Annotated in this window: 31 protein-coding genes, 1 other RNA gene and 1 pseudogene; 3 read left to right on the forward strand and 30 right to left on the reverse strand. The window is 65.2% G+C overall.

The features are described 5' to 3' along the window. Positions 1 to 5: 5 nt before the first annotated feature. The 26 genes from AC3WQZ_RS00780 to AC3WQZ_RS00905 form a co-directional block, all read right to left on the reverse strand. Positions 6 to 1,781: a hypothetical protein gene (locus AC3WQZ_RS00780; protein ID WP_492299786.1), complete on the reverse strand. Its 1,776-nt coding sequence runs from the start codon at positions 1,779 to 1,781 to the stop codon at positions 6 to 8. Continuing rightward, positions 1,774 to 2,274 carry a DUF1804 family protein gene (locus AC3WQZ_RS00785; RefSeq protein ID WP_492299787.1) on the reverse strand — a complete coding sequence of 167 codons (501 nt, stop codon included), beginning with the start codon at positions 2,272 to 2,274 and terminating at the stop codon, positions 1,774 to 1,776. Before AC3WQZ_RS00785 ends, AC3WQZ_RS00780 begins: the two co-directional genes overlap by 8 nt. A gap of 7 nt (positions 2,275 to 2,281) precedes the next feature. Then, on the reverse strand, positions 2,282 to 2,503 hold the full coding sequence (locus tag AC3WQZ_RS00790) for a hypothetical protein (protein ID WP_492299789.1): 222 nt from the start codon (positions 2,501 to 2,503) through the stop codon (positions 2,282 to 2,284). After that, a complete protein-coding gene (locus tag AC3WQZ_RS00795; RefSeq protein WP_492299790.1) occupies positions 2,500 to 2,736 on the reverse strand; it encodes a TraR/DksA C4-type zinc finger protein in 237 nt (78 codons plus the stop codon). Before AC3WQZ_RS00795 ends, AC3WQZ_RS00790 begins: the two co-directional genes overlap by 4 nt. Further along, complete coding sequence (locus AC3WQZ_RS00800; protein WP_492299791.1) at positions 2,726 to 3,340, reverse strand: hypothetical protein; 615 nt, start codon at positions 3,338 to 3,340, stop codon at positions 2,726 to 2,728. The genes AC3WQZ_RS00795 and AC3WQZ_RS00800 overlap by 11 nt, the downstream gene beginning before the upstream one ends. Then, positions 3,327 to 3,560, reverse strand: coding sequence for a DUF2644 domain-containing protein (locus tag AC3WQZ_RS00805; protein ID WP_492299793.1), 234 nt, complete (start codon positions 3,558 to 3,560; stop codon positions 3,327 to 3,329). Before AC3WQZ_RS00805 ends, AC3WQZ_RS00800 begins: the two co-directional genes overlap by 14 nt. After that, positions 3,557 to 3,994: a structural protein P5 gene (locus AC3WQZ_RS00810; protein WP_492299794.1), complete on the reverse strand. Its 438-nt coding sequence runs from the start codon at positions 3,992 to 3,994 to the stop codon at positions 3,557 to 3,559. Before AC3WQZ_RS00810 ends, AC3WQZ_RS00805 begins: the two co-directional genes overlap by 4 nt. 137 nt (positions 3,995 to 4,131) lie before the next feature. After that, entirely contained in the window at positions 4,132 to 4,569 is a 438-nt protein-coding gene (locus tag AC3WQZ_RS00815) for a Mor transcription activator family protein (RefSeq protein WP_492299795.1), read from the reverse strand. Between the two features lies 1 nt (position 4,570). Beyond that, complete coding sequence (locus AC3WQZ_RS00820; RefSeq protein ID WP_492299797.1) at positions 4,571 to 4,963, reverse strand: gp16 family protein; 393 nt, start codon at positions 4,961 to 4,963, stop codon at positions 4,571 to 4,573. A gap of 202 nt (positions 4,964 to 5,165) precedes the next feature. After that, positions 5,166 to 5,232, reverse strand: an RNA gene (locus AC3WQZ_RS00825) — hammerhead ribozyme type II. 7 nt (positions 5,233 to 5,239) lie between these two features. Beyond that, the gene (locus AC3WQZ_RS00830; protein ID WP_492299798.1) at positions 5,240 to 5,512 is read right to left on the reverse strand and encodes an HU family DNA-binding protein; all 273 of its coding nucleotides are present in this window, start codon (positions 5,510 to 5,512) and stop codon (positions 5,240 to 5,242) included. Positions 5,513 to 5,579: 67 nt separating this feature from the next. Further along, positions 5,580 to 5,852, reverse strand: coding sequence for a hypothetical protein (locus AC3WQZ_RS00835; RefSeq protein ID WP_492299800.1), 273 nt, complete (start codon positions 5,850 to 5,852; stop codon positions 5,580 to 5,582). 8 nt (positions 5,853 to 5,860) lie between these two features. Further along, positions 5,861 to 6,484: a DUF3164 family protein gene (locus AC3WQZ_RS00840; RefSeq protein WP_492299801.1), complete on the reverse strand. Its 624-nt coding sequence runs from the start codon at positions 6,482 to 6,484 to the stop codon at positions 5,861 to 5,863. A 29-nt stretch (positions 6,485 to 6,513) separates the two neighbouring features. Continuing rightward, positions 6,514 to 6,843, reverse strand: a complete 330-nt coding sequence (locus AC3WQZ_RS00845) for a hypothetical protein (protein ID WP_492299802.1) — start codon at positions 6,841 to 6,843, stop codon at positions 6,514 to 6,516. After that, the gene (locus AC3WQZ_RS00850) at positions 6,840 to 7,433 is read right to left on the reverse strand and encodes an HI_1489 N-terminal domain-containing protein (protein WP_492299804.1); all 594 of its coding nucleotides are present in this window, start codon (positions 7,431 to 7,433) and stop codon (positions 6,840 to 6,842) included. The genes AC3WQZ_RS00845 and AC3WQZ_RS00850 overlap by 4 nt, the downstream gene beginning before the upstream one ends. After that, positions 7,433 to 7,858: a hypothetical protein gene (locus AC3WQZ_RS00855; protein ID WP_492299806.1), complete on the reverse strand. Its 426-nt coding sequence runs from the start codon at positions 7,856 to 7,858 to the stop codon at positions 7,433 to 7,435. The genes AC3WQZ_RS00850 and AC3WQZ_RS00855 overlap by 1 nt, the downstream gene beginning before the upstream one ends. Before the next feature lie 11 nt (positions 7,859 to 7,869). After that, positions 7,870 to 8,022: a hypothetical protein gene (locus tag AC3WQZ_RS00860; RefSeq protein WP_492299808.1), complete on the reverse strand. Its 153-nt coding sequence runs from the start codon at positions 8,020 to 8,022 to the stop codon at positions 7,870 to 7,872. Continuing rightward, on the reverse strand, positions 8,019 to 8,354 hold the full coding sequence (locus AC3WQZ_RS00865; protein WP_492299809.1) for a hypothetical protein: 336 nt from the start codon (positions 8,352 to 8,354) through the stop codon (positions 8,019 to 8,021). Before AC3WQZ_RS00865 ends, AC3WQZ_RS00860 begins: the two co-directional genes overlap by 4 nt. Then, entirely contained in the window at positions 8,351 to 8,845 is a 495-nt protein-coding gene (locus AC3WQZ_RS00870) for a MarR family transcriptional regulator (RefSeq protein ID WP_492299810.1), read from the reverse strand. The genes AC3WQZ_RS00865 and AC3WQZ_RS00870 overlap by 4 nt, the downstream gene beginning before the upstream one ends. Continuing rightward, the gene (locus tag AC3WQZ_RS00875; RefSeq protein WP_492299812.1) at positions 8,835 to 9,479 is read right to left on the reverse strand and encodes a hypothetical protein; all 645 of its coding nucleotides are present in this window, start codon (positions 9,477 to 9,479) and stop codon (positions 8,835 to 8,837) included. Before AC3WQZ_RS00875 ends, AC3WQZ_RS00870 begins: the two co-directional genes overlap by 11 nt. After that, on the reverse strand, positions 9,469 to 9,750 hold the full coding sequence (locus tag AC3WQZ_RS00880; protein WP_492299813.1) for a hypothetical protein: 282 nt from the start codon (positions 9,748 to 9,750) through the stop codon (positions 9,469 to 9,471). Before AC3WQZ_RS00880 ends, AC3WQZ_RS00875 begins: the two co-directional genes overlap by 11 nt. Next, positions 9,750 to 10,514 (reverse strand): AAA family ATPase, encoded by a 765-nt coding sequence (locus tag AC3WQZ_RS00885; RefSeq protein WP_492299814.1) that lies wholly within the window; start codon positions 10,512 to 10,514, stop codon positions 9,750 to 9,752. Before AC3WQZ_RS00885 ends, AC3WQZ_RS00880 begins: the two co-directional genes overlap by 1 nt. 21 nt (positions 10,515 to 10,535) lie before the next feature. Continuing rightward, positions 10,536 to 12,800 (reverse strand): TnsB C-terminal domain-containing protein, encoded by a 2,265-nt coding sequence (locus tag AC3WQZ_RS00890; protein WP_492299815.1) that lies wholly within the window; start codon positions 12,798 to 12,800, stop codon positions 10,536 to 10,538. After that, entirely contained in the window at positions 12,797 to 13,150 is a 354-nt protein-coding gene (locus AC3WQZ_RS00895) for a hypothetical protein (protein WP_492299816.1), read from the reverse strand. The genes AC3WQZ_RS00890 and AC3WQZ_RS00895 overlap by 4 nt, the downstream gene beginning before the upstream one ends. Further along, positions 13,147 to 13,659 carry a hypothetical protein gene (locus tag AC3WQZ_RS00900; protein ID WP_492299817.1) on the reverse strand — a complete coding sequence of 171 codons (513 nt, stop codon included), beginning with the start codon at positions 13,657 to 13,659 and terminating at the stop codon, positions 13,147 to 13,149. Before AC3WQZ_RS00900 ends, AC3WQZ_RS00895 begins: the two co-directional genes overlap by 4 nt. Positions 13,660 to 13,686: 27 nt before the next feature. Beyond that, positions 13,687 to 14,040 carry a helix-turn-helix domain-containing protein gene (locus AC3WQZ_RS00905; RefSeq protein WP_492299819.1) on the reverse strand — a complete coding sequence of 118 codons (354 nt, stop codon included), beginning with the start codon at positions 14,038 to 14,040 and terminating at the stop codon, positions 13,687 to 13,689. Positions 14,041 to 14,217: 177 nt separating this feature from the next. Between AC3WQZ_RS00905 and AC3WQZ_RS00910 the strand changes: the two genes are divergently transcribed. Beyond that, positions 14,218 to 14,673 carry a helix-turn-helix domain-containing protein gene (locus AC3WQZ_RS00910; RefSeq protein WP_492299821.1) on the forward strand — a complete coding sequence of 152 codons (456 nt, stop codon included), beginning with the start codon at positions 14,218 to 14,220 and terminating at the stop codon, positions 14,671 to 14,673. A 99-nt stretch (positions 14,674 to 14,772) separates the two neighbouring features. Further along, positions 14,773 to 15,429, forward strand: coding sequence for a hypothetical protein (locus AC3WQZ_RS00915; RefSeq protein ID WP_492299823.1), 657 nt, complete (start codon positions 14,773 to 14,775; stop codon positions 15,427 to 15,429). Positions 15,430 to 15,610: 181 nt separating this feature from the next. Here the strand turns inward: AC3WQZ_RS00915 and AC3WQZ_RS00920 are convergent. The 4 genes and pseudogenes from AC3WQZ_RS00920 to blaOXA form a co-directional block, all read right to left on the reverse strand. Next, a pseudogene (locus AC3WQZ_RS00920) lies at positions 15,611 to 16,273 on the reverse strand (ATP-binding cassette domain-containing protein); the annotation flags it as partial. Between the two features lie 19 nt (positions 16,274 to 16,292). Continuing rightward, positions 16,293 to 17,561: an ROK family protein gene (locus tag AC3WQZ_RS00925; RefSeq protein WP_454750053.1), complete on the reverse strand. Its 1,269-nt coding sequence runs from the start codon at positions 17,559 to 17,561 to the stop codon at positions 16,293 to 16,295. 200 nt (positions 17,562 to 17,761) lie between these two features. Beyond that, positions 17,762 to 18,679 (reverse strand): hypothetical protein, encoded by a 918-nt coding sequence (locus AC3WQZ_RS00930; protein WP_492299824.1) that lies wholly within the window; start codon positions 18,677 to 18,679, stop codon positions 17,762 to 17,764. A gap of 245 nt (positions 18,680 to 18,924) precedes the next feature. Further along, positions 18,925 to 19,764: an OXA-1206 family carbapenem-hydrolyzing class D beta-lactamase gene (gene blaOXA / locus AC3WQZ_RS00935; protein WP_492299826.1), complete on the reverse strand. Its 840-nt coding sequence runs from the start codon at positions 19,762 to 19,764 to the stop codon at positions 18,925 to 18,927. 152 nt (positions 19,765 to 19,916) lie between these two features. Between blaOXA and AC3WQZ_RS00940 the strand changes: the two genes are divergently transcribed. After that, complete coding sequence (locus AC3WQZ_RS00940) at positions 19,917 to 21,557, forward strand: hypothetical protein (protein ID WP_492299923.1); 1,641 nt, start codon at positions 19,917 to 19,919, stop codon at positions 21,555 to 21,557. The last annotated feature ends 10 nt before the right edge of the window (positions 21,558 to 21,567 follow it).

The raw sequence follows: 21,567 nt of genomic DNA on the forward strand, positions 1-21,567 counted from the left end.
GGTTCCTACCAGGCGCCGCCGGCGCCGGAAATCATGTTGTCGTCATCCGCGCGTCCGTCGTCTTGCGAGCGCTTTGGCACAGCGGTGTACTCATAGGACCCGTGGGCGCGCGTGGAAGCGATCATCCACAGGATGTGCAAGGCGGTCAGGCCGTCGTAGTGGTGGTGCGATTGCTTCTCCGGCCAGGTGTCCAGCTCGTCGAGCAGCTGGCGCAAATCCGCGTGGAGCAGGATGCTGGGCGCCAGGCGGTCCGTGACGAACGGCTCCAGGGAATCAATCCGCACCTCGGCCGGCACCGTGGCCGTGACCCCGACGAGAGGCAGCGGCACGCCGGCCCGCATTCCCGCCTGGATGAAGGTCTGGCGAGAATGCTCGTAGGCGTTGTTGTTCTCGAAGCCGATCGCCCGGCACCGAAACTCCCGTTGCATGGCGACCAGGTCGGCCTCCAGCTTGGACGGCACGCGCCGCTTGATCTCGGAGTGGATCACGTGAAGCTTGCCGTTCCAGGTGTCAAAGCCGCCGACCAGGAGTGCCGACGGGTCTGATTTTTCATTGGCGCCCATGGACGGGTCACAAGCCCCAAACATCATCCAGTGATCCAGGCGCTTCACCCAGTAGGTGATGTTGCCGAAGACCTTGTCTTCGTCGGTGCGCGGGTCCCCCTGGAGCTCAGTGTTAAATGCCTTGAGTGCCTTGGCCCGCTGGCGCATCAGCCAGAAGAGCGGGCGCACCGACGGCCAGGAGATACGCGCCCCGGCATCCATCTCCAGCTTGTTCGCCAGGTAGAACCGGTACGACGGTAGCTCATCCTCGGGCACGACGCGGCCGTCCCGCGAGGCCTCTTCGATGACCGCGCGGTCGTGGTTGCGCATCAGCTCCTCGCACTGCGCCCACAGATCCATGTTGGTCGGCATCTGCTCGATCGCGCGGAAGTGATGCACGACATGGCCGATGGTCCTCTTGGCGCGCGAGATCGGATCGTCCTTGTCCAGGACGGTGCCGACGCCGGCATACTTAACGCTGCCATCTGGCGGGCCCAGATAGTCGATGGCCTTGGTCAGCCAGTTCCAGCGGTTGGCGCGCTCCGTGGGACTCTTGGCCTCGGCATCGGTTATCAGATCATCGCCCATCAGCAGTTTCGGGCGGCTGGCGCCGTGGAACGTGCCGCGGATGGCTTGGTCTGCACCGAACGATTCGAGCTTGACGTTGGTGTTGAAGACGGCTTCGCCGATCCGCCATAGCGTGGTGCTGCCGCAGGCTTCGGGGAAGTCCAGCAGCAGCATGGCGTTCGCCGTCAGCTCCGTCTTAACAACCTCGATCAGCTTGGCAGGCAGCTTGGTCTCGGCGCCCAGCAGGATGACGTAGTCGATAAACGGCGGCAGCGGACCTTCCCAGCCGATTTCCTGCTGGATCTCAGGGCGCTGCAGCAGGCCGCGCACCACGCAGTACGCCGGCCCGATCTTGGTGGCCAGGGAGGATTTGGCTTCGCCGCGGGGCGCCACCCACCATTCCAGGGCGCCGCGGGGCTGCTCCAGCAGCCGAGGGAAGCGCTGGCAGAAATGCCCCTGGAAGCTCGAAGGCGTGCCGCGGATGTGGTGCGGGAAGTAGGTGTAGGCGAAGAACTGGAAGTCGCCGTCCTTGAGCACGCGGCGCCGCCGCTTGGCGATCGCTTCGGGGCTGGCGTCCAGGCCGGATTGGTGGGCCTCAATATCGCGAAGGAGCTGGGCAGAGAGTAGCGCCAGCTCCTTCTTGAATTCGCGGTCGGTCAGGTTCTCAGCCATAGGCCTTGCTCAGCTCGGCCCCGAAGGGCTCCAGGATCTCAGCGAACGCCTTGATGTGCTGCGGGTGGCGATCCTTAACGTACGCCGCCATGCGCTGCAGCACGTCCATGGCCGTGGCCAGCTCGGACGTCTCGGGCAGGATGCGCTTGCTGGCCGAGATGGTCTTGTTGTACGCATCGGCCAGGCTGGAGAGCATCTGGACCTTCGCGCCAGGCTGCAGATCCGCGTCTTTAGCGATGGCGTCCATCGACGCCTGGTATTGGGTCACCAGGCCGGCCAGCATCTGGCGGGCGATGTCTTCGATCGCGCCGCCGGCCATCAGCTGCGCAGCCTGGGCCTTGTCCCAATCGTCGCCCGCAGTCCGCGCATCCGTCTTCCACCGTCGGGCGGTGCCATAGGAAACGCCGGCCTTCATCGATGCCACCTCAAGGGTGAGGCGATCGAACACGAATGCGCTGCGGACCTTGTCGCGGGTTGCCTTGTCGTGGGCCATATGCTGCTTACAGGCCCAGCTTGACTTTGGCCATGGCCACGCCGACCGAGGTTAAGACGGACGCCAGCGCACCGGCCACGGCACCACTGGTCGCGGCCTTAACCTCAACAGCGCGCAGGCGGCCGTCCATCTCTTCCAGCTTGTCGTCCTGGCGCTTCTGGTTCTGCAGCATCATGTCCATCTTGCCTTCGATGCGGCCGAGGGCCTGCGACTGTTCCTTGTCGTTCATCCGTATCTCCGGGGAGAGAAATGTTGTTCCAGGCGCGCCTGGCAGTCGATGCAGTAGCGGCAGCCCGGCACCGCCAGGCGGCGCGCCTCGGGAATGGGCTCGCCGCAGGTCTCGTCCTGGCAGAACTCGGCCGACGGGCCACTCCGCACACGGGCGCGAACCTCGCTGATGGCCTTCTCCCGGTCCGCCAACTCGATGGCAGCCGCATGGTCCAGGGCGCGATTACTGAGCATCCTTGCCCTCTTCGTAGTCGATCAGACGGTTCAGCTGCTCTTCCAGCTTGCGCGCGCGGGCGCCGTAGTCGATGTGGTGGCTCAGGATCGACCGGGAGTCGATGCCGGCCGCGGCGAGCTCGTCGTCTCCATCAGCGGTGACGCCGGCAGCGGGCGCTTCAGCAGGTGCGCTGGCGCCTTCGCCGGCGGCGGGCACTGCAGCGCCGATGGCGGCGTTGTAGTCCCGCAGCCAGCCGCGAGTAAAGATGCACTGAGGAACAGGCTTGAGCGCCGCGTCAGGCGCTTCACGATAGACGGTTGTGACACGGTCGACCCTCGTATGGAGATGCTGGGAAAGCGAATCAATCTGGCTCTCAGCCTGGGTAAGGTCTGCGCTCAGGCGGTTACCGCGTTCCGTCTCTTCTTTCAGGCGGTCTGCGGCTTCCTTGGTAGCCTTTCGATTGGCGTCGGCATACTGCCCCTTCAGCTCGGCGATGCGGCTATCGCCAATCGCCGTGGCGCGGCTGGTGCCGTACCACAGCCCTACGGGGGCGCCGAGGGTCAAGCCGGCCAGGAGCGCGAGAACGCCCACGACGATGGCTTCGAGGCGGCTAAGCTGGATCATTGGCCTTCCTTTCGCGCGCCACCTGGGCGAGCCGCATGATGGCGGTGTAGCCGCCGACACAGCCCAGGTATGCCCACCACACTTCGGTGGTGAGCTGGTTGAGCCAGCCGGCGCGAACGAACAGGACCGTCGCCACCAGGTTGGCCACGTTCGGCCACAGCTTGGTATGGGACAACCTGCCCGTGTTCGCGTCGGTGATGAGATCGGCCAGGCGCGTCATACGATGCCGGCCATCCGCATGGCGTTGTCGATCAGGGCCGGGCTGTAAGGCTGCTGGCCGTTTTCGTGGCGGATGATGGAGACCACCAGGCCGCGCATGATGCGGGGCTCGGTAGTGTCGATGTGGGCGTTGGGATGGACGTCCAGCGCGCGCGCCACGCTGGCGATGTACGCCTCGGTGTCGTTCTCGTTGGGCGGCGCCCAGCGGCTGATGATCTCGCGCACCGTGTCGATGCCGGGCGCGCCGATGCCGGGCTGCCCGGTCTTGCTGCCATAGTTGAGCAGGACCTTGCAGATGGCACGGATGCCGAAGCTCGGCTCGGTGAACTGGCAGAAGGAATTGTCGGTGCGCATGTGGGGCGCGACCAGACCTTGCCAGCCGTCGCCCCAGCGGATGTTGCCCGGATTGTTGTTGCGGATGCCGCGTGGTTGCACGGTATGCCCCTACATGTGACGAATGATGTAGGTGCCAGTCTGCTGGTGCGCACGCGAGGTGATTACCTCATTCGGTGTCAGCAGTCGGAAAAGACAAAGCCCCGCACGGGGCGGGGCTTAACGTCAATTTGCGGCGATCAGAACAGTGTAGCCTGCGATTGCACCGGTGGTCCATCTCGATCGGTCTGGTTCAAGATCCGCCACACTTGGCGGTCAGACATGCGAAAGCGCACGGCCAGCGTAGCCACTGCATGCAGGGCGCTGTGCTCTCGCGTGATCTGGTCGAAGTCGGCGCGGATCTCGCGATCACGCAGCTCGCGCAACGCCATCGAGCACAGCGGGACATAGATCTCTTGGCCGCCGAGCAGTTGCACAAGACGCGACGCCGCTTCCTCGCCGACCGCCTCAGCCAGGACCTGGTACCGGATCTTGCCGGCCGCGTTCTTGCGCATTGGCACCGGGAAGGTCGAACCACCGAATTGCTCCACCAGCTTGAGGGCCGCCGCGATGCCGATGGCATCAACCACGGCGCGAATCAGGGCGGGCAGCAGATTCTTAACGTCTGACAGGTCCATGTTAGCCCCGGCGGTTGGCATCAATCTGCAGCGCGGCCACGATGCGCCAGAGCTGGTCAGGAGTGCACCAGTCGATCTTGTCGACCTGGAACATGCGGCGGGCCATGGCATCGGCGTACGACCAGGGGCGCTTGCCTTCGGCCAGCAGCGCTTCGATCTTGCTGACCATCGCCTGACGATCACGCGGCGGCGTGGGGCGGCGCCCGAACTTCGCAGCCGGTGTGAAACCGCACTTGCGCAGATGCGCCAGTACCTTCTCGGCTTGCGCGACGGTCAGGTCCTTCGCGGACTGCACGCCCGCCACTGACTGGAGCATTGCGCGATAGGCGTCATCCTCCATCGCCAGCTGCTTCTTGGCGACGTGGATCTTGGCGAGAATGGCGCGATCGAGCATGTCAGTAGTGTGTTGTCGGTGCTAGCGAAGTGACAGTGAGTTGGTGGTTTCGTTCCGCATGTCACTCGGTATCGTTGCGCTCATTCTTCCTGTCGTAGCGCTTAACACCGATGACGGCGACGCCGGCAATCACAAGCATCGAGACCAGCATTGCGCCAGCGAGAATCAGCTCTTTCATTTCTTAACCCTTCTGATCTGTTGTTGTTGGCTGCTCATCAGTGCCGGGCCACCACGCCTGGCAGACACCCGCCGCGGCGGGTGTTTCGCGTCATGCCATCAGGCGACCGCTGCCTTCAGGTTGCTGCCAGGCTTGAATTTCGGGGCACGCGATGCTGGCACCTGGATGGATTCGCCGGTCTTCGGGTTGCGGGAGACACGTGCCGCACGGTTGGCCACTGCGAATGCACCGAAGCCGGTGATGGCGACCGTGCCGCCGCCGGCCAGGGTATGGGTGACGCCGCTGATGACGGCATTCAAGGCGCGCTCCGCCTCGCTCTTATTCAGCTTGGCTTCATTGGCGATGTGGGCGATCAGGTCGGTCTTGTTCATGGTGCGATTTCCTTCTAGGGTGAGAGATGTGTCCGGGTCTGGAGCCGCCCCGGTGCGGACTTAACGCTTAGCGCAGTCGGAGCACGGGGCTCGGGTTGTTCTCCAGCGTGAGGTCATCGTCAATGGGTGCCGGCCGCTGGCGGATCTGGCTTGCCTTGACGGTTTCCATGCCGACCTGGGGCTGGTCTCGGATGAGTACCTCACGTGGGTAACCGCGCGACTCGCATTCGACTGCCTTCGACATGAGTTCGACGACCTTCATGCCGACGGAGACCGTCATCAGGAAGTCCTGGTAGCCAATGCTGACGACGCACATGGGAGCATTCTTCGTGGTTGCCATGGCTTCCCTCAGATGCTGGCGATGTCGAGGGAGATCGGCTGGTACTTTTCGGTATCGCCGATTCGCTCGTAGAAGCGCACATAGGTCTTGGTGCCAATCACCTGGACGCTGTCGCTGATAGCAAACATGGCTTGCTTCCAACGGGCGTCCTGAATGTCCAGGCGGCGCAACGACAAGATGCGGCCGGTGTTCAAGTTGCCTTCCTTGTCGGTGTCGAAGGCGCCTTGGATGATTGCCTGGATCTCCGGCCGCGAGCCTTCGGTCCACTCGGCGAGGAGCTCGTCGATCATCGCCTTGGCGGCCTGCAGGCGCTCGTCGAAGGTGATGTTGTCCGCGCGGGCGATCTGCACCTTGTGCTTGCCGTCAAAGCTGTACAGCGTGACGTTGCCTTTGGCTCCGCCGACCTTGGCGCCGTACTCCTCTGCCGACATCGAGATGAAGGCTTCGGCGTCGCCAAAGACGCGCTTCTTCAACGCCGCCAGGGCTGCGTTCTCTGCCTTGGCAAGCGCAATCAGTTCGCCAACAACCTGGTCGCGGGCGCGGTCGATGGGCTTAACCATGTTCTCGGGGACCAGCCGGCCGTGGGCGTCCTGCATGTAGCCGGCCGGAGTATCAATTGCTGCGTGCGTCATTTCGATTTCCAATTCGTTGTTGAATGCTGTTAGTGGGTCGTGGCGGGAGCGGCAACGGCGCCCGCCTTAACGAAGACCGTTTGACCGGCCCATTTGGCCATGGCCTGCGCGCGCACGTGCTTGGTGTTCGCCACGAGGGCTTGATAGGAATGGTGCGAGATCCAGCCCACATTGACCGCAAAATTGGTGAGCCCAGAGGCGATCGCCGCGCACTCGTAGGCCGACAATGGGTCGTTGGTCGACACGATGATGTCGAGCATGCTCAGGTAGCCGATGGCTAGCTTTTCCAGTTCGGGCGACCAGTTGACGTTGTCGTCCATGCAGGCGCGCTGAAAGACGGCCTTGCTTTGCGTACTCATTGGTTCTCTCCGATGGTGTCCGCGCGCCGGCTTCCGGCCGCGCGGAGGAGTTCTTGACGGGCCTGCTCGGACATCGGGGTGCGCGGAGCGGGCTCGGCCACGGTCACCGGCTGCATGCGCGCAGTCGGAGTTCCCGCGCCAGCATGGCCGGCACGCTGCGCTTCGGTCCTGCGCTCGGCCGACGCCGCAGCCTTGTTCGACATGCCGGCGACGATGGCGGTCAGGTAGCCATGCGACTTGAGCGGCAGCTTGAGGCTGCCAGCATCGCGCCTGGCTACCATCTCCTCGAAGGCCTGGCGCCAGTAGTCGAGCGGCGCGGGCCAGGTCTGGCCGTGCGCATCGCAGACCGTACCGGCATGGATCATCGGAACCAGCTCGCCCAGGAGGGCCGCGACGCGCTCATAGCGCATCTCGGTCTTCACCGGCGCGAACAGGCCGACGTAGGCCAGGAGGGGCCGCAGCAGCCGGCCGGCCTCCGGGTGCGTATTGACCAGGTGCAGGATTGCGTCGCGCACGCCGTCGTGTGCGAACACGACATCGAGCGTCAGCGCGTTCCGGCACACCGGGCAGCGGAAGGTCGGCAGCGGCATCAGGCGACCCCCGCGGCCTTCATGACCTGGTCGACGTTGATGCGGTCCAGGTAGGCGATGAGATCCGCGGTCTGCGATGGCGAGAGCTGTACGGTCTTGCGGCCGTCGCTGATGTGCAGATCGCCGCGGGACGACAGCGCTGCGCTGAACGCAGCTTCGGTCGCCGGCGCCGATGCGCGCGCCTTAACCACGCGCTGGCGCGGGTTGAGCGTTTCGTCGGGCGGGAGGGCCGGGTTGATGCGGTAGGTATTGATCGGACGGCCACCCAGCTCCGATGAAATTGGCTCTACCAGGATCTCGCCGCGGTCGATCTCCATCGCGATGTAGGAGCGGGGATTGTCAATGCCCGTTTCTTCGGCGAGCTCCGGCGTGCGGATGCCGGGCCGGGCCTGGATCGCAGCGATGATGATTTGCTTGTTGGTCATGATGGGTCCTTTCAGGCGATCACACGCGGACGGGTGGACTTAACACCCTGCGTCTGGTTGGAGGTCTGGCCGAACTGATAGGCCAGCACGGCCACCAGGAGCGTCCAGACGAGGATGCCCAGGCGGGTGTGCAGGAACGCGAGGAATGAGGAGCGCGGCTTCATTGCGACACCTCGGCCAGGTGTTGCAGGCGGGCGGTGAGGATCTCACGGCGCTCACGGTGCTCGAATTCCAGCCAGGACAAGTTGCGTTCCTGCTGGACCAGCTCTTCGCGCAACCAGTCGACCTCGCGGATGGCCCGGATCTCCTCCAGGTCGATGCGGCGCAGTTCGCGGCGAATGCGCACCCGAGTTGCCATGCGGCGGATCTCTGCTGCAGCGCGGGACAGGCCGTCGCGCAGTTCCTGGGCAATCGGACCTTCGAAGCGCAGCGCAGCAGGCAGGACGATGGCGCCACGTTGGCGCTTGAGCAGGACGGTGCGGTTGGTGCGGTTCATGCGAGCTCCTCGATAGTCGGCTGGATCTGCGGTGCGCCCACTTCGGGAAGGGGCAAGGTCTTGGTGTCGAGTGCGGCCATGGGCAGCTCCTGCTTGAGCGCGCGAGGCCGGCGGATCAGTTCCACCTTCTCCTCCGGCGCCGGCTTGAACTGGCAGGCCTGGCATGCCTTCCAGTGGCCCAGTTGCAGCGGGTTGTGCGTTGGCGGCGTGCCCAGGGCCTTGATGCGGCAGTGCTGCACGCCGACGGTTGCACCGTCGTGCGGGCACAGGAGCTGCTCGAATGCCTTGCGATAGCGCAGCTCCATGCGGTCCGGCTTCGCACCGCCGTTGCCGTATTCGCCTTTGCCGTTAAGGAAAATGCTCAGCGTCACGCGGGAGATGCCCATTCGCTCGGCCACCTTGGCCTGCGTGGACGCCTTAACCTCGCGCGCCAGCTGTTCGAACCACGGCGCGCTCATGTACGCCGGGCGGGACGTGCTGTCATTCGGCATCTTCGAATTCCTTCATGTCGGTCCACACGATGCGGCCCTGGTTGGCGTCGTAGACGGTCTGCGGGCGCTGGATGATCGGCGCGCGCGGCCCCGAGTACTTCGACGGCTTGAGCCGGTAGCGCGCCTGGCGGGCGTTGGGGTTGCGGCCACCCGAGATCGCGTCCTGCGTGCGGTCGAGATAACCGGCCGCGTGCAGCGCCTTCACGTACTTCGTGGCAGACGACTCGGCAACCGTCACCGAGGCCGTGCTCGCAAAGCTGGCCAGCTCGGCACAGGAGAAGTCGTTGCGCTCGAACAGCCGGTGCATCGTCCCCCACATGGCCTGGTAACCGGCCCCATGGACGGCCGGGGTACCGTCGCGCTTCACGCGAGGTGCCTCAACACCGTTATCGCGGACGAGACGGTAGGTCTTGCGCTTGCCCAGCTTGCCGACCCTCTCTTCTGCGATAACTTCGATGATTTCGGCCGCATCGAGGGCGCGGAAGTAGTGCCCGATGCTGACTTCGAGACCGCCAACGACCTCCGCGATCGATTCCAGGGTGAAGCCCTTGCGATTGGCGCGAATGGCTTCCCAAATGCGCTGGCGGGGGGACTTGCCACCCTTCATTTCAAGCTCAGTGCGCTTACGCCCCATGCTTCTCTCCCTGTTGCCGGTGGAGCATTTCGCGAACGGCGATCAGCTGACCGATCAGTCCGTCCAGGTCAGGCGGCAGGAGCAGCACCGTGGCCATGACGCGCTGGTGCCGACGGGTGCCGGTCAGGGTCAGGTCCAGCAGGACAGCAGCCGGCTCGCTTTGCACCGTGGTCTGGATCACGCCGCGGGCTTTGAGCTCCGGTGCGTCTGTGCGTCCGATCTGGTAGCGGCAGTGATCGAACGTCGAGAGGGTCAAGGTTCCGGCGTTCATCACGCCCTCCGATCCGGCGAGCGGCCGGTGTAGATGGCGACCTGGTCGAGCTCGGCCATCGTGCAGGCCTCGGCGCCGTAGGTCAGGCAGTGCTCATGCAACTGGGTCAGGTTGACCGACACGCGGCGGACCGAGCCATTCGCGAGTTCAACCAGGCGTGCCAGGACGTTTTCGGCAATCGGCAGATTCGGGGCATAGATGGCCGCGAGCTGGACCGCGTCGGACAGGGTGACGCGCTGCGCGGGCGCCCAGGTCAGGACGCGCGAGTGGAAGCGCTCCCAGCGCTCCAGCTTCTTGGGAAGCAACTCTTCGCCCACCAGCAGCAGGGAGCCTTGCGAACCCTCGTAGATGTCGCGGGCGAGCTCGATCAGGCTGTCCGACTTGGTGGCGTAGTCGAATTCGTCGAGGACCAGCGTCCGCCCCGAGGTGCTCAACTGCTCGCATACCATGTCCAGCAGATCGGGCACCGTCGCGCGGCCGTGCTTAACACCCATCTCGAAGAGAATCTTCTCCAGCAGGGTCTTGGAGCGCCAGGCGCTGCGCATCTGGACGTAGTACGCGCGGCTCTCGATGGCCAAGACGTTGGTCGCGAAGGTCTTGCCCCAGCCGGCCGGGCCGTAGAGAACGGCCATGCCGGGCAGGCCCGAGCGGCGGGTATCCAGGCGTTCCAGGGTGGCGGACACCAGATCCAGTGTGCCGATATTGGCGACGCCGCTGGGCAGCCTGGCGGTCGCAGGTTTGCCTGCGTTGGTGTTTTTGGACATAATGAATTTGCCTTTTTGGGGTTACAGGAAGGCGTGCCGGACGGCTGCTACCGTGCCGGCACCGTTGGACGACGCCGCCTGGGTTGCTTCCAGGTGGCGTTTTTTCATGGACGCATGCTCAGGCGTCTGCGGGTACGTGCCGTACCAGCGAATCAGGCGTGGATCATCGATCGCTCCTCCGTTGGCGACGATTTGGTCCAGCTCCAGCCACTTCCGGAAGCGCAGCTGCGCGGTCTCCGGGATGGCGTGGACGTTGGTGGCCGGCGGCGGCACGTCCGCCGGGGTGGATTCGGCCCGCTTCCGGCCGTCGAGGATTCGTTGCAGGTCGGCCGGGACCGCCGCGGCGATGGTTCGGCCGGACAGCGCGCGGTGCGCGGCGCCCGCTGCGGCCAGCGCACTGGTTTCGTGCACGACCGTCGGGTTGGGCAGCGTGGCCAGCTTGCCGGCGGCTTCCGCGCGGGTGCGCAGCAGGGATTCCAACGCCTGGTCGGGGTTGACCTTGACCGCCTTCGCGGCCTTGCGCTGCTCCTGAACGTTGGCGCGTTGCAGCTCGCGAGCGTGGGCGGCGATCTCCTTGCGGGACACGCCGGTGCGCTCCGGGCAGACTGCGACACAGACGAATTCGCCGTCGTGGTAGACCACCAGCTCGCCCAGGTCTTCGCCCTGACGGACGGCGACGTCCCGGCCGACATACAGCGCCAGCTCGGGGGCGATATAGTTGGCGCCCTCGATCGTCAGACCCTTCTTCGTGACGACATAAGTGCCCTTGCCGGCCGGCTGGGCCAGCAGGATGTCCAGGGCGCGCAGGTCGGCGATGCGGCGGATCTCACCGCGATACGATGCGGCGACCGCGAACGGCGTAGCCTCCAGCCCGCCGTGCTCCCGATGCTCATAGGTGCCAGCCAGCCAATCGTTAATCAGCGCCTGCAGCTTTGCCGCAGGCAGTGCCAGCTCGACGACCTGGTCCTTCTTGAACAGGCGGTCGGCGAAAGTCCGGCGGGCCTCGATGGCGGACCGCTCAGCCACGTTGTGGCCGACGAAGTTAGAGAGCGCCTCCAGGTTGGAGTGCAGCAGGGTCTGTATGCCCCGCTCGACATGGGGCTTTTCCCAGGGCGAGAACGGATTGGTGGTGACGTGCCGGATCTGCAACTGGCGCAGCGTCTCCTGGAAGTCGGCGCTCTGGTAGTCCTTACCGTTGTCAGTGACGATCTCCTCCGGCACGCCCCAGGCCAACAGCGCCAGGCGCAGCGCGAACTTGTGCGTCTCGGTCTTCGGGGTCGGTGACAGCACGACGATCATGCGGCGGCTGAACACGTCGATGACCACCGAGGCGCTATAGCGGCGCTGACGGCCGTCGTCGTCGGTCAGCATCCAGTCTGCCGGCGTGGCATCCATTTCCCAGCGCTGGTTAAGGCGCACGATGCCAGCCGAGGCGTCGCCAAACGCGACCATCTTGGTGTTCTTCCACTCGTCGGGGTTCGTGGCCGCGACGAAAAGCTCGGCATTCTTCGCCTTCCAGGCTTTCAGGAAGCGATACGCCTGGTGGTACGTCGGCACGTTAAACAGCAGCGCGCTGGTCTTCGGATCCTTGGCGGACGCTTCGATCAGGTCCAGCAGGTTCTGCACACCCAGGTGCGGGCGCTCGATCAGCAGCGCGATCGTCACCTTCTCCAGCATCGGCTGGGTGGTGAACACGTTGACATCCTTGCGAAGACGCCCGTCGTTCTCATCAATGAGACCGGCCATGCCGTCGCGCTCGAAGTCCAGCACCCAGCGCTGGACCGAGCGGGCAGACACCTTCGGAAAGACGACGATGACTTCGTGGGCAACCGGCAGCTCACCGGCGTTGTAGGCCTGCGCATAGGCCTCCCAGCTGACTGAGCGGGTCATCGGCTGGGCCGCGGCGAACCATTGTTCCCAGCTGCGGACGACCGCGAAGCGGGCGTCCAGGCGGGACTTAACACCCTCCGACATGCTGTCCAGGAGCTTCTTGAGGTTGGCCTCGCCCTGCAGGCGGCGCTGCTCGGCCTTCTCGGCAGCCGTTTGGCGGACATGGGCAACTACAGCGTCTACAACCGCAGCAGCATCCGCACGCGCATCGATGTCCAAGCGTCGCTCAATCTTTCGCCGGATTTCGGCAGGCAGGACAGCAACGGAGAAGACCTTTTGATGGCCCCCGCGAACCGTCTGCAAGCTGAATGGCCAGCCATCCCGCATCGCAAGGCGTTCCGCAGACCGCTTGGAAATGTCCAGCGCAGCAGCGATTTGGTCAAAGCAGACATTCATGCCTGGTCCCCGCGCTGCTTCAATGCCATTTCTGCAAATCGAGCGACGATCTTCTCCACGACTCGGTCCGCAACTCGCTCCACGAGCAGTTCCACAAGGGTGTTAAGCCCAGCAGTTTGGGGTGATACTGATTGAGAGTCGGGGCGCTGATGAGTGCGATCGCTGCCCGAAGCCTGGCGCCGGATCGCCTCCTGAATGTCTGCTGGGAGGTCTGCAAGGCTAAATACCTTGCGCTGGCCACCGCGGACTGGCTCAGTTACGAATGGCCAGCGACTTTGCCTTGATCGCCTTCCCACAGCTTCAGTGGTCACGCCTAATGCCGACGCAATCTGACGGATGCTCAGCTTCATTGACGGCTCCCCTGGCGCTTCACTTCTTCGTCAATCAGGCGATCCAGCACCGACTTCGGAACCGTACGACGTAGCTCCGCCAGCCGGTCCTTAACCGTGCGCTCCTGGAGCGTCAGTGCGCCGATCTCCGCCAGCATGGCTTCCTGGCCGCGGTAGACCTTGCAGCCGCAAGCGGCGGCCAGAATCTCCAGAAGACGGTAGTCGCCGGTGGCCACCACCAGAGCCGGAATTGCCTCCGCAGGGAAACGCCAGCCTTCGGCGCTCGGCGCGCAGTAACGATCCAGCATGTTTTTGCTGATGTCGTAGTGGGCAAGCCGGGAGATCTGTGCCGCCACGTCATGCCGATCCATACCGCGGCCGGCCGCGCCAGCCAGGGTGTCGACCAGGGCCTCGCGGATGTTCATTGCAATATCCAAGCTGCCTGCCTCGTTCTTGGGTTGCGGGGGGACTTCATAGAAGGACAGCTCCAGCTGATTGCTCGCCTTCGCCTGATTTGCTCGCCGTTTCATATGTCAAATCCTTGGGACGGGACGTGGTTAAGCCGCCACCGCGCTTTCAACATTGCGATGGTTAAGTGCGCTGATAGACTTACGGGTAGACCAGCGGCCAAGGCCGCGTTGATTCCGGCCGCTCTTGGGATTGCCGTTGGCGTCGTAGCGGCTGGGCCAGATTTCGGAGGGGGGTACGCCGATTGCAGCGGCGATGAGTCGCTCGGCGCAGGGCCAGGGCTTGTCCAACGTGGCCTTGAGTGAGCCGGGGGCATAACCCTGCTGCAGGCTGAGTTGGCGCAAGGAGTACCCTGCCTTCTCCAGAGCGGCTTTGATATCGACCCGATGCCAGTCCTCGCGGTCAGCGAGGGCTGGTTTTTTTGAGGTGTTTAACGTGTCCATGGGGTCAAACATAACACTAAATTTAGTGCCATTCAACACCACTAAACGTGTCGCACTTGGTTTTTTTGAGTCGGCCGGCCGAATATTTCATATCTCCTTGAATGAAAAGGAGATTTCCGGAAGTGCGACAACGAGGCGAAAGTGCGACAAACGTGTCGCACTACGGGGGATGACGACATGAGCGATAGTGCGACGCGAACTGACCCGGTCGCGGTAGGCGCGCGCCTGAAGCAGGCGCGGATGGCGCTTCACTTGTCTCAGCAGGCTTTGGCTGACCGTATCGGTGCCTCCAAGACAGGATTACAGGCCAACGAGGCTGGAAAAAGTGTGCCAGGTGGACAGATCCTTGCGAGCATGTATTCCCTTGGGATCAGCGTGGACTGGCTGCTCTCCGGGGAAGGTGAAATGCTTCTGAGCGATGCCCGCGCTGGCGCCCATATCCCACCGAGCCCCCTGGATGTCGAACTGCTCGAGGTCGTCCTAGATAGGCTTGAGGAGAAAATCGCAGCAACCGGTAAGCGCGTGAGTTCAAAGAAGAAAGCCGAGCTGGCCGCGCTGCTTTACGACTACATCGTCGAGACTGGCAGAGCCGAAGGGCCTAGCGTCGAGCGAATTCTGAGGCTGGTCGCCTGACGTTTTCAGCATCATCGGGACCGGTTAATGCCGGCTCAACAGCAGTCGATAACAAGAACAACAACTGGCCCTTCCATAGTGCGGCCGGTGGAAGGTGCCATGCTCCTGACTTCGGCCGCTCAGGAGGTATTGCAGGTGGTAGTCGAAGAAAAAGGGCGCCGGTTCGCCGACGCCTGGGCCAGACTGGTCGGGGAAAATCCAGGGTCGGCGCACGAAGAGTCGCCAAGGCAGGTCATACCGAATGTCACCGTCAGTGGTGGCACTGTCTTTGTGGGCAACGGAAACGTACACAACGTCTACAACGTTCGCCCAAAGGTCACCGTCGTGCAGACGGGCAATGGCGTCCTAGACGCTGTGCAGAAGCGCCGGCTTCTTGATCTGCGGGACCAGATCGTAGGCGTGGCAAGGGTTCTGGACGAGCACCACGTGACGCCAGCCATGGTCATGCGCAAGCTTAACGCCCATATGGACGTCAATTCCTACGCCGAGATCTCCGCGGATCTGTTCGATCGCGCCGAGACATATCTGGTGCGTTGGCGTGCGAGGCTGGAGGGCATGCCTGGCGCAACAAAGTCGCCGGGCTGGCGCGATCGCCGCATCCAGGCGATTCACGCACGGTGCAAGGAGCTGCGGTGCGACCGCTGGCGGCTCAACTACATGCGCAAGGTATTCGGGAAGGTGTCCATGATCGACCTGTCGAATGACGAGGTCGGGAAGCTCTATCGTGCGGTAATGGACAGAAAGCCGGGGGAGTGATGCGAAAGGTGAGTGGTCCTGTGCCAAAGCGCGCGCAATCTGCGCCTATGAATGGCTCGATTCTGCCGATTTTGTGCCAAATTGCCCGGAAGCCGGTTTCGGCTGCAAATCCTTGTGTCTATTGGCTTTTTCGACTTTTCGGGCCGTTTTTGTTTTGTGCCAAACCACTCACCCCCCCACAGCGGTCGGCCAGCTCATCGATTTCCGCCATGCGGTGGCTGATATAGATGATGGCCATGCCTTCGGCGCGCAGCTGGCGGATCAGGGCGAACAGGCGGTCGGTCTCGCGGGTGGACAGCGGCGTGGTGGGCTCGTCCATCACCAGGATGCGGGTCTCGAAATGCACCGCGCGCGCGATCTCCACCAGCTGGCGCTGCGCGATCGACAGCGTATGCACCGGCGTCTGCGGCGTGAAGTCCGCGCCCAGCCGGGCCAGCGTGGCCTCGCAGGCGCGCGCCATGGCGGCGCGGTTGACCATGCCGCGGTGGTGCAGGTGGCGGCCCAGGTAGATGTTCTCGGCCACGCTCAGGTTGGGCGCCAGGCTCAGCTCCTGGTAGATCACGGCCACGCCGTGGGCGCGCGCCGTGGCCGGGCCGTCGATGGCCACCGGCTTGCCGGCGATGCGGCACTCGCCGCCCGGGTCGGCGATGTAGGCGCCGGACAGGATCTTCATCAGCGTGGATTTGCCGGCGCCATTCTCGCCCATCAGGGCATGGACTTCGCCGGCGTAGACGGTCAGCTCCATGTTGCTGAGCGCCTTCACGCCGGGGAAGGTCTTGGAGATATTGCGCAGTTCAAGCAGCGGCGCTGGGCCCGCATGGCCGCCATGCAGGTGCGCTGCCATGGGCGAGGTACGCGGTGCTTCAGACAATGGCATGGCCGGCCTCCGGAACGATGGCAGACGCGCCCCGTAGCAGTTCGGCGCGCGGCGAGAAGTTCATGAACATCGGCAGCGACGCGGCACCCACCGCGCCGGCGTTGGCGCCAAAGCAGCCGCGCACCACGGTGGCGGGCGCGCGGGCTTCGGGGGCGCTTTCATCCAGCACCTGCTGCAGGCGCGCAATCAGCGTGGCGACCAGGCCGCCGTCGATATCGGCATCGAAGATCACCAGCGGCACGTCGAGCACGGCGAGGGCGGACTGCAGCGCCGGCGCCAGCGCATCGACGCAGTCGGCAATCCATTCCTCGACCGCGGGGTGGCCCAGCTCGACCTGGCGCTGCAGGTCGGCATGGCCGTTGACCACCACGCCGTGGTGGCGCAGGTGGCGGGTCAGGGCGTTGAGCGACGCGCGCGAGATCAGGATGTCGCGCCGCTTGCCGGTGCCGGTGGCAACCGGCGCGGAGGGCAGGGTGCTGGGCGGCACCGGCATCATCGCGATATCGCCGGCATTGCCGGAGACACCGCGCACGCAGTCGCCATTGAGCACCACGCCGCCGCCGATGGCGGGGCCAAGGAAGACATAGAGGAAATGCCGGGCATGGTGGCGCCCGTAGAACAGTTCGGCCACCGCGGCGGCGGTGCCGTCGTTCTCGCCGAAGACCGGCAAGCCGGTGGCGGCGTTGAGCATTGCCGGGAAGTCAGCCTGGTCCCAGGCGCGGAAGCTTGCCTGGAAGGCTTCGCCCTGCACGTCCAGCTCGCGCAGCCAGGCACCCAGGTTATAGGGCTGCGCCACGCCGATGCCCAGCAGGCGCTTCTGTTCGGCGGGGGTGAGCAGGGCGCGCAGCTCGGCAATATCGTGCCGCACCATTTCCAGCGCCTGGTCAGGGTGGGGCAGGACCAGCTGGTGGGCGCGGCTGGCCAGGATATGGCCGGCAAAGTCCACCATCACCACCTCGATGCTGCCGCGGTCCAGCCGTACGCCAATGCCGAAGGCGCCCTTGGGCTGCAGCCGGATCAGGCTGGCCGGCTGGCCGCGCTGGCCTTCCGTGCGGCGCCCGGACTGTTCGACCAGACCTTCCTCGGACAGGGTCTGCACGATGCTCCCCACCGCCGTATTGGTCAGCTGCGCCATGCGCGCCAGGTCAGCCTTGGAGGCCTCGCCGGCACGGCGCAGCGCCAGCAGCAGCGCGCGTTCGTTGTACAGGCGCAGGCTGGCGGAATTCACGCCACGGCCCGCTTTGGATGCGGTCATCTTGTCTCCGTCCGCTATTAATTAATTCATGTTGAATTAAATGATATGGGTGCGCAGAACTCAACCGCGGGGAAACCCGGAGGGCGGATGCGCCGCCTGGGTGTCAGGTGATCGGGAAGCCACTGCCATGGCTCGGAAGGAAGAAGGTAGCGGCGGTCCGCCCGCAGGAGGACCGCCCGGGGGCGTTGCGGGGGGCGGGCTTATTGTTTGGACATCTGCATGGTGAAGTACCCGCCGGTCCCGGTGCTGGCGGCCATCACCAGCGTGCGTGCATAGCGCGTGCTGCTGCTCACGATGATGCTGCCGTCGGCCGGCATCAGGCGGATCGCGGCAAAGCCGTTGTGCGGCACGCCGGTCGACAGCGCGCAGCCGGTGCTGCCCGGCTGCGTGGAGTTTTCGGCAACGATCCTGACCGCATACAGGTTCTTGGCCGATCCCGGGGTGGCAAGCGTTGCCGTGCCCTGCAGGTCGCAAATGCGGGTGCCGCTGGTATAGGTACCGGTGACGTTGCCCGCGTCATCGATCTGCATGGCAAAGCCGTCTTGCTTCCAGTTGCCGGCGATGGCAGCCTGGTCCACGGCTAGCGCGTTGGACGGATCATAGGTACCGGATAGCAAATTGATAGGGTTGCTTGGCGTGGCGACGAAATTGCCGTCAAAGCGCTGCCCCGGGGTAATGGTGCCGGCCCCGGTGGCCGGGTAGGCAAAGCCGGTTTCGTACAGCGTGCCGGGGCCCAGCGTCCAGGCCGAGCCAGAAAACTGGAACGCGCCTGCCAGCACGCCCGTCAGTCTCGCGTGCACGAACTTTCCGCTGTTGTCGACCAGCGTGGCGTTCATGAGGCCGACCCAGAGACCTTCGCTGCCATTGCCGACCGCTGCCGTCGAGCCCGGTTGCGGTGCGCTCAGGCTCGGCGGCAGCTCGCCAGTGGGTGCAGGTTGCGGTGCTGCTTCGGGCGAGGGCTCAGGCTTTGGTGCAGGCGCCGGTGCCGGTGCCGGATTATTTTCGGACGGTGGCGTTTGTGCCGCCGGTGTGGTCGTTGCGTCGTCCCCGCCGCCGCCACAGGCGGCCAGCAGCGCGATGGCCGACAGCAGGGCTGCCGGCATTGCCATTTTTCTCATTGGATTTCACCTCCGGATTGTGGGAAAGGTCTAGCTGTCCCGTTGCATATGGGCGTCGGGCAGATCCCACTACGGAATGGTTGCGTCGGGCGACGCGGTGGGAAATGCCGGCCGGCCAAAGCTATCGATCCGGGGTCGGCAGGTAAATCAGACGGATCTGAAATACGGGGGAGAAATTGCCTGTGTGAATATCCGAGGGCAGTCACTGCAGGCGGCCGCACGTGCGGCGGGCGCCTTCGGCTGCGTCAATCCGGCAACGCCCCCGCCTGCCGCAGCGCCGCGCGCGCAATCTCCATGCGCGCCTTGGCGTGTTCGGGCTGCACCATGTCGAGATTGAGCGCAAACAGGTAGTCGTCGTCGCCACGCTCAACCCAGCCCACCAGCCAGCCCACTGCGGGCTTGGCCGAATCGGCCCACCCGGTCTTGGCGTGCAGGGTGTAGCCGGCGGTGCGCTCCATCACAGTGATGTCGTCCACGGCCTTGAAGGTGGTCGGGGAGAACGGCAGCGTGCGCTGTACCACGCCCTTCAGGAAGTCGATCTGCTGGTAGGCGGAGATCTGCAGCGTGCCGTTCAGCCAGAAGCGGTCGACCTGGCCGGAGCTGTTGGCATTGCCATAGTGCGATGCGGTCAGGTAGCGCTGGTAGGCCGCGCTGCCAACCCGCCGCGCCAGCGCCTGGTAGGCCGGCACGCACGAATTCGGGAAGGCGACGCGCAGCGGCACGTCAGCGTTGCAGGCGTCGGGCAGGACAACCTTGCCGCCGACCAGCCAGACCTTGCCGTCCCACGGCAGCTTGTCATGGTCGACGTCGGCCACGGCACCGCTCTCCAGGCCGATCATCGAGTTCAGGATCTTGAAGGTCGACGCCGGCGAGTACTGCGTGGCCGCACGCGGCTTGTTGTAGGTCAGCATGCGGTCGCGCCGCAGGTCGTAGATCACCATGGTGCCGGTGGCATCGGCCTGGCGGAACAGCGCCGCGGCATCCAGCGGGACTTCTTTCGGTGCCGCCAGGGCGGGCAGGGTGGAGGCGAGCAGGCCGAAGCCGATCGCCATCGGTGTCAGCAGACGAGCAAGATGTTTGTTCATGGCTTTGCAGAAGAGTTGAGGGGATGGCAATCCGGGCCCGGACCGTGGTGCGCAGCATAGGAGAGCGTCCGGATAAGGCCAACCGCGTTGGCTGTAACTTGCGTAACATGACGGGCGCCACCAGCGGTTTTCACTCGATCCCTGCCTACCTGATGCCAGCCACGCCTGCTCCGATCCATATCGACGTGTCGGCCCCGTACCGGGTCGACGGCCAACCCGCGCGCTACCAGTCGGTCTGGCTGCTGGCGCGCATCTGGCATGCGCATCGCACCGGGGAGGGCGGTGTCACCGCGGCGGTGGTGCGCAGCGCCTTCCCGACGGCGGCCAACCTGCGCATGCTGGTGTCGCGCGCGTTCGCGGACTTTGCGCGCTGGCAGGTGGTGGTCGGATGGGGGGCCGACCGCCAGCGCGACCCGGCCGCGGCCAATCCGGCGCAGCGCAGCCGCGGGCCGTTCTGGATCACGGCAGCGTGCGCGCGCCACCTGCGCTTTGTGGCGGACGGGCGCACGCTGGGCCCGGCCGCGCTGGCCCGCCGCCTTGGCTTTCCCACGGGGCCGCAAGCGGCGCCGGCGGGCCAGCCGGACGGCGTCGGCTACGTGATGCGCGACATGGCCTTCTGGAGCGAGCTGACCCAGGCCATGCGCGGCGCGCAGGACGGCCACGCGGGCATGCACGGCTCGGCCGTGGCCGAGTCCTTCCGCGCGGCAGGCCGCAGTGCCGGCGACGGATTCCAGCAAGCACTGTCATTGCTCAAGGAAAGCCTGGCGTGGCGGCGCTGCGGCCGCCTCGATCAGAGCCGGGCGGCACTCAGGCGTGTCGACCGCCTGGTGCAGGCGGCTGAGGCCGGCGCAGCGACGCCCGCGTTCTGCGCCATGGCGCATATCGTGCGGGCCTGGGAACGCTATACCCGCGGTGACAGCGACGGCGCGCGTGCCGGCCTGGAAGGGCTGCAGTCCGATCCGGAACTGCGCCTGGTGGTGCGCTACAACCCGCGCGTGCGCTTTGAAGTGCTGAACCTCGAAGCGCTGCTGCACAAGGCCGATGCCATGCGCGCCGGTCATGCCGGCACGGCGCGGGCCACGCAGCTGGCGCTGGATACCTTCGCCGGTGCGCTGCAGGCCGCCTACGAGGCGGATTCCGTCGACGCCGTGCAGCATGCCGCGGCCAATATCGGCCTGTGCCTGTGGCTGTTCTGGCAGCACGGCCTGGTCGATGCCGCGCGCACCTTGTCCGCCAGCGCGGTGCAGCGGCAGGCGATGCGCTGGCTGGGCTTGTCGGAGTGGATCTGCGACCGGTTCGGCGTGGGCGGTGGCACGGCGTGGAACGCAATCTTCCTGTTGCGCATCGCACGCGGCAGCTGCGGGCCCGATACCCCGCCGTCCGACCGGCCAGCCAGGGCCAACGACAGCATGGCCGCGTTCCGCCGCCAGCGCCCGCTGTCCGTTGCCGACGCTGTCGACGCACTGCGGCCGTTCCACGCGCCGTTCGCACCGGCCAAGGGCTTCGTGCGCTGGTCCGCCGTGGCTGCGTTCGCGCTGGAAGACCATGACGCCGGCCACGTCAGGCTGGGGCCGTTGCAGCTGGCCAACCTGCTGCTCGAATCGGCCTGGTACCTCACCCACGAGCAAGGCGCTACCGCCATAGCGTGTGCCGCGGTGGAGCGGCTGGCCGCCCAGTTGCCGGCGCTGCGGCCGGCCGAGCGTGCCTTCTTCACCGTGGAATTGCGTGCCTTGCCGCCTGAGTTGCGCGATGCTGCCGCGGAAGCTTCGCGGCGCCGGCGCAAGGCGGCGTGAGGGCTGGGAG

The sequence above is a fragment of the Cupriavidus sp. FW305-26 genome, assembly GCF_058787975.1.

Bases quoted from the DNA above. Each gene is read 5' to 3' on its own strand.
- AC3WQZ_RS00780 (WP_492299786.1), bottom strand. From the start codon at position 1,781: ATGGCTGAGAACCTGACCGACCGCGAATTCAAGAAGGAGCTGGCGCTA.
- AC3WQZ_RS00785 (WP_492299787.1), bottom strand. From the start codon at position 2,274: ATGGCCCACGACAAGGCAACCCGCGACAAGGTCCGCAGCGCATTCGTG.
- AC3WQZ_RS00790 (WP_492299789.1), bottom strand. From the start codon at position 2,503: ATGAACGACAAGGAACAGTCGCAGGCCCTCGGCCGCATCGAAGGCAAG.
- AC3WQZ_RS00795 (WP_492299790.1), bottom strand. From the start codon at position 2,736: ATGCTCAGTAATCGCGCCCTGGACCATGCGGCTGCCATCGAGTTGGCG.
- AC3WQZ_RS00800 (WP_492299791.1), bottom strand. From the start codon at position 3,340: ATGATCCAGCTTAGCCGCCTCGAAGCCATCGTCGTGGGCGTTCTCGCG.
- AC3WQZ_RS00805 (WP_492299793.1), bottom strand. From the start codon at position 3,560: ATGACGCGCCTGGCCGATCTCATCACCGACGCGAACACGGGCAGGTTG.
- AC3WQZ_RS00815 (WP_492299795.1), bottom strand. From the start codon at position 4,569: ATGGACCTGTCAGACGTTAAGAATCTGCTGCCCGCCCTGATTCGCGCC.
- AC3WQZ_RS00820 (WP_492299797.1), bottom strand. From the start codon at position 4,963: ATGCTCGATCGCGCCATTCTCGCCAAGATCCACGTCGCCAAGAAGCAG.
- AC3WQZ_RS00830 (WP_492299798.1), bottom strand. From the start codon at position 5,512: ATGAACAAGACCGACCTGATCGCCCACATCGCCAATGAAGCCAAGCTG.
- AC3WQZ_RS00835 (WP_492299800.1), bottom strand. From the start codon at position 5,852: ATGGCAACCACGAAGAATGCTCCCATGTGCGTCGTCAGCATTGGCTAC.
- AC3WQZ_RS00840 (WP_492299801.1), bottom strand. From the start codon at position 6,484: ATGACGCACGCAGCAATTGATACTCCGGCCGGCTACATGCAGGACGCC.
- AC3WQZ_RS00845 (WP_492299802.1), bottom strand. From the start codon at position 6,843: ATGAGTACGCAAAGCAAGGCCGTCTTTCAGCGCGCCTGCATGGACGAC.
- AC3WQZ_RS00850 (WP_492299804.1), bottom strand. From the start codon at position 7,433: ATGCCGCTGCCGACCTTCCGCTGCCCGGTGTGCCGGAACGCGCTGACG.
- AC3WQZ_RS00855 (WP_492299806.1), bottom strand. From the start codon at position 7,858: ATGACCAACAAGCAAATCATCATCGCTGCGATCCAGGCCCGGCCCGGC.
- AC3WQZ_RS00860 (WP_492299808.1), bottom strand. From the start codon at position 8,022: ATGAAGCCGCGCTCCTCATTCCTCGCGTTCCTGCACACCCGCCTGGGC.
- AC3WQZ_RS00865 (WP_492299809.1), bottom strand. From the start codon at position 8,354: ATGAACCGCACCAACCGCACCGTCCTGCTCAAGCGCCAACGTGGCGCC.
- AC3WQZ_RS00870 (WP_492299810.1), bottom strand. From the start codon at position 8,845: ATGCCGAATGACAGCACGTCCCGCCCGGCGTACATGAGCGCGCCGTGG.
- AC3WQZ_RS00875 (WP_492299812.1), bottom strand. From the start codon at position 9,479: ATGGGGCGTAAGCGCACTGAGCTTGAAATGAAGGGTGGCAAGTCCCCC.
- AC3WQZ_RS00880 (WP_492299813.1), bottom strand. From the start codon at position 9,750: ATGAACGCCGGAACCTTGACCCTCTCGACGTTCGATCACTGCCGCTAC.
- AC3WQZ_RS00885 (WP_492299814.1), bottom strand. From the start codon at position 10,514: ATGTCCAAAAACACCAACGCAGGCAAACCTGCGACCGCCAGGCTGCCC.
- AC3WQZ_RS00890 (WP_492299815.1), bottom strand. From the start codon at position 12,800: ATGAATGTCTGCTTTGACCAAATCGCTGCTGCGCTGGACATTTCCAAG.
- AC3WQZ_RS00895 (WP_492299816.1), bottom strand. From the start codon at position 13,150: ATGAAGCTGAGCATCCGTCAGATTGCGTCGGCATTAGGCGTGACCACT.
- AC3WQZ_RS00900 (WP_492299817.1), bottom strand. From the start codon at position 13,659: ATGAAACGGCGAGCAAATCAGGCGAAGGCGAGCAATCAGCTGGAGCTG.
- AC3WQZ_RS00905 (WP_492299819.1), bottom strand. From the start codon at position 14,040: ATGGACACGTTAAACACCTCAAAAAAACCAGCCCTCGCTGACCGCGAG.
- AC3WQZ_RS00910 (WP_492299821.1), top strand. From the start codon at position 14,218: ATGAGCGATAGTGCGACGCGAACTGACCCGGTCGCGGTAGGCGCGCGC.
- AC3WQZ_RS00915 (WP_492299823.1), top strand. From the start codon at position 14,773: ATGCTCCTGACTTCGGCCGCTCAGGAGGTATTGCAGGTGGTAGTCGAA.
- AC3WQZ_RS00925 (WP_454750053.1), bottom strand. From the start codon at position 17,561: ATGACCGCATCCAAAGCGGGCCGTGGCGTGAATTCCGCCAGCCTGCGC.
- AC3WQZ_RS00930 (WP_492299824.1), bottom strand. From the start codon at position 18,679: ATGAGAAAAATGGCAATGCCGGCAGCCCTGCTGTCGGCCATCGCGCTG.
- blaOXA (WP_492299826.1), bottom strand. From the start codon at position 19,764: ATGAACAAACATCTTGCTCGTCTGCTGACACCGATGGCGATCGGCTTC.
- AC3WQZ_RS00940 (WP_492299923.1), top strand. From the start codon at position 19,917: ATGCCAGCCACGCCTGCTCCGATCCATATCGACGTGTCGGCCCCGTAC.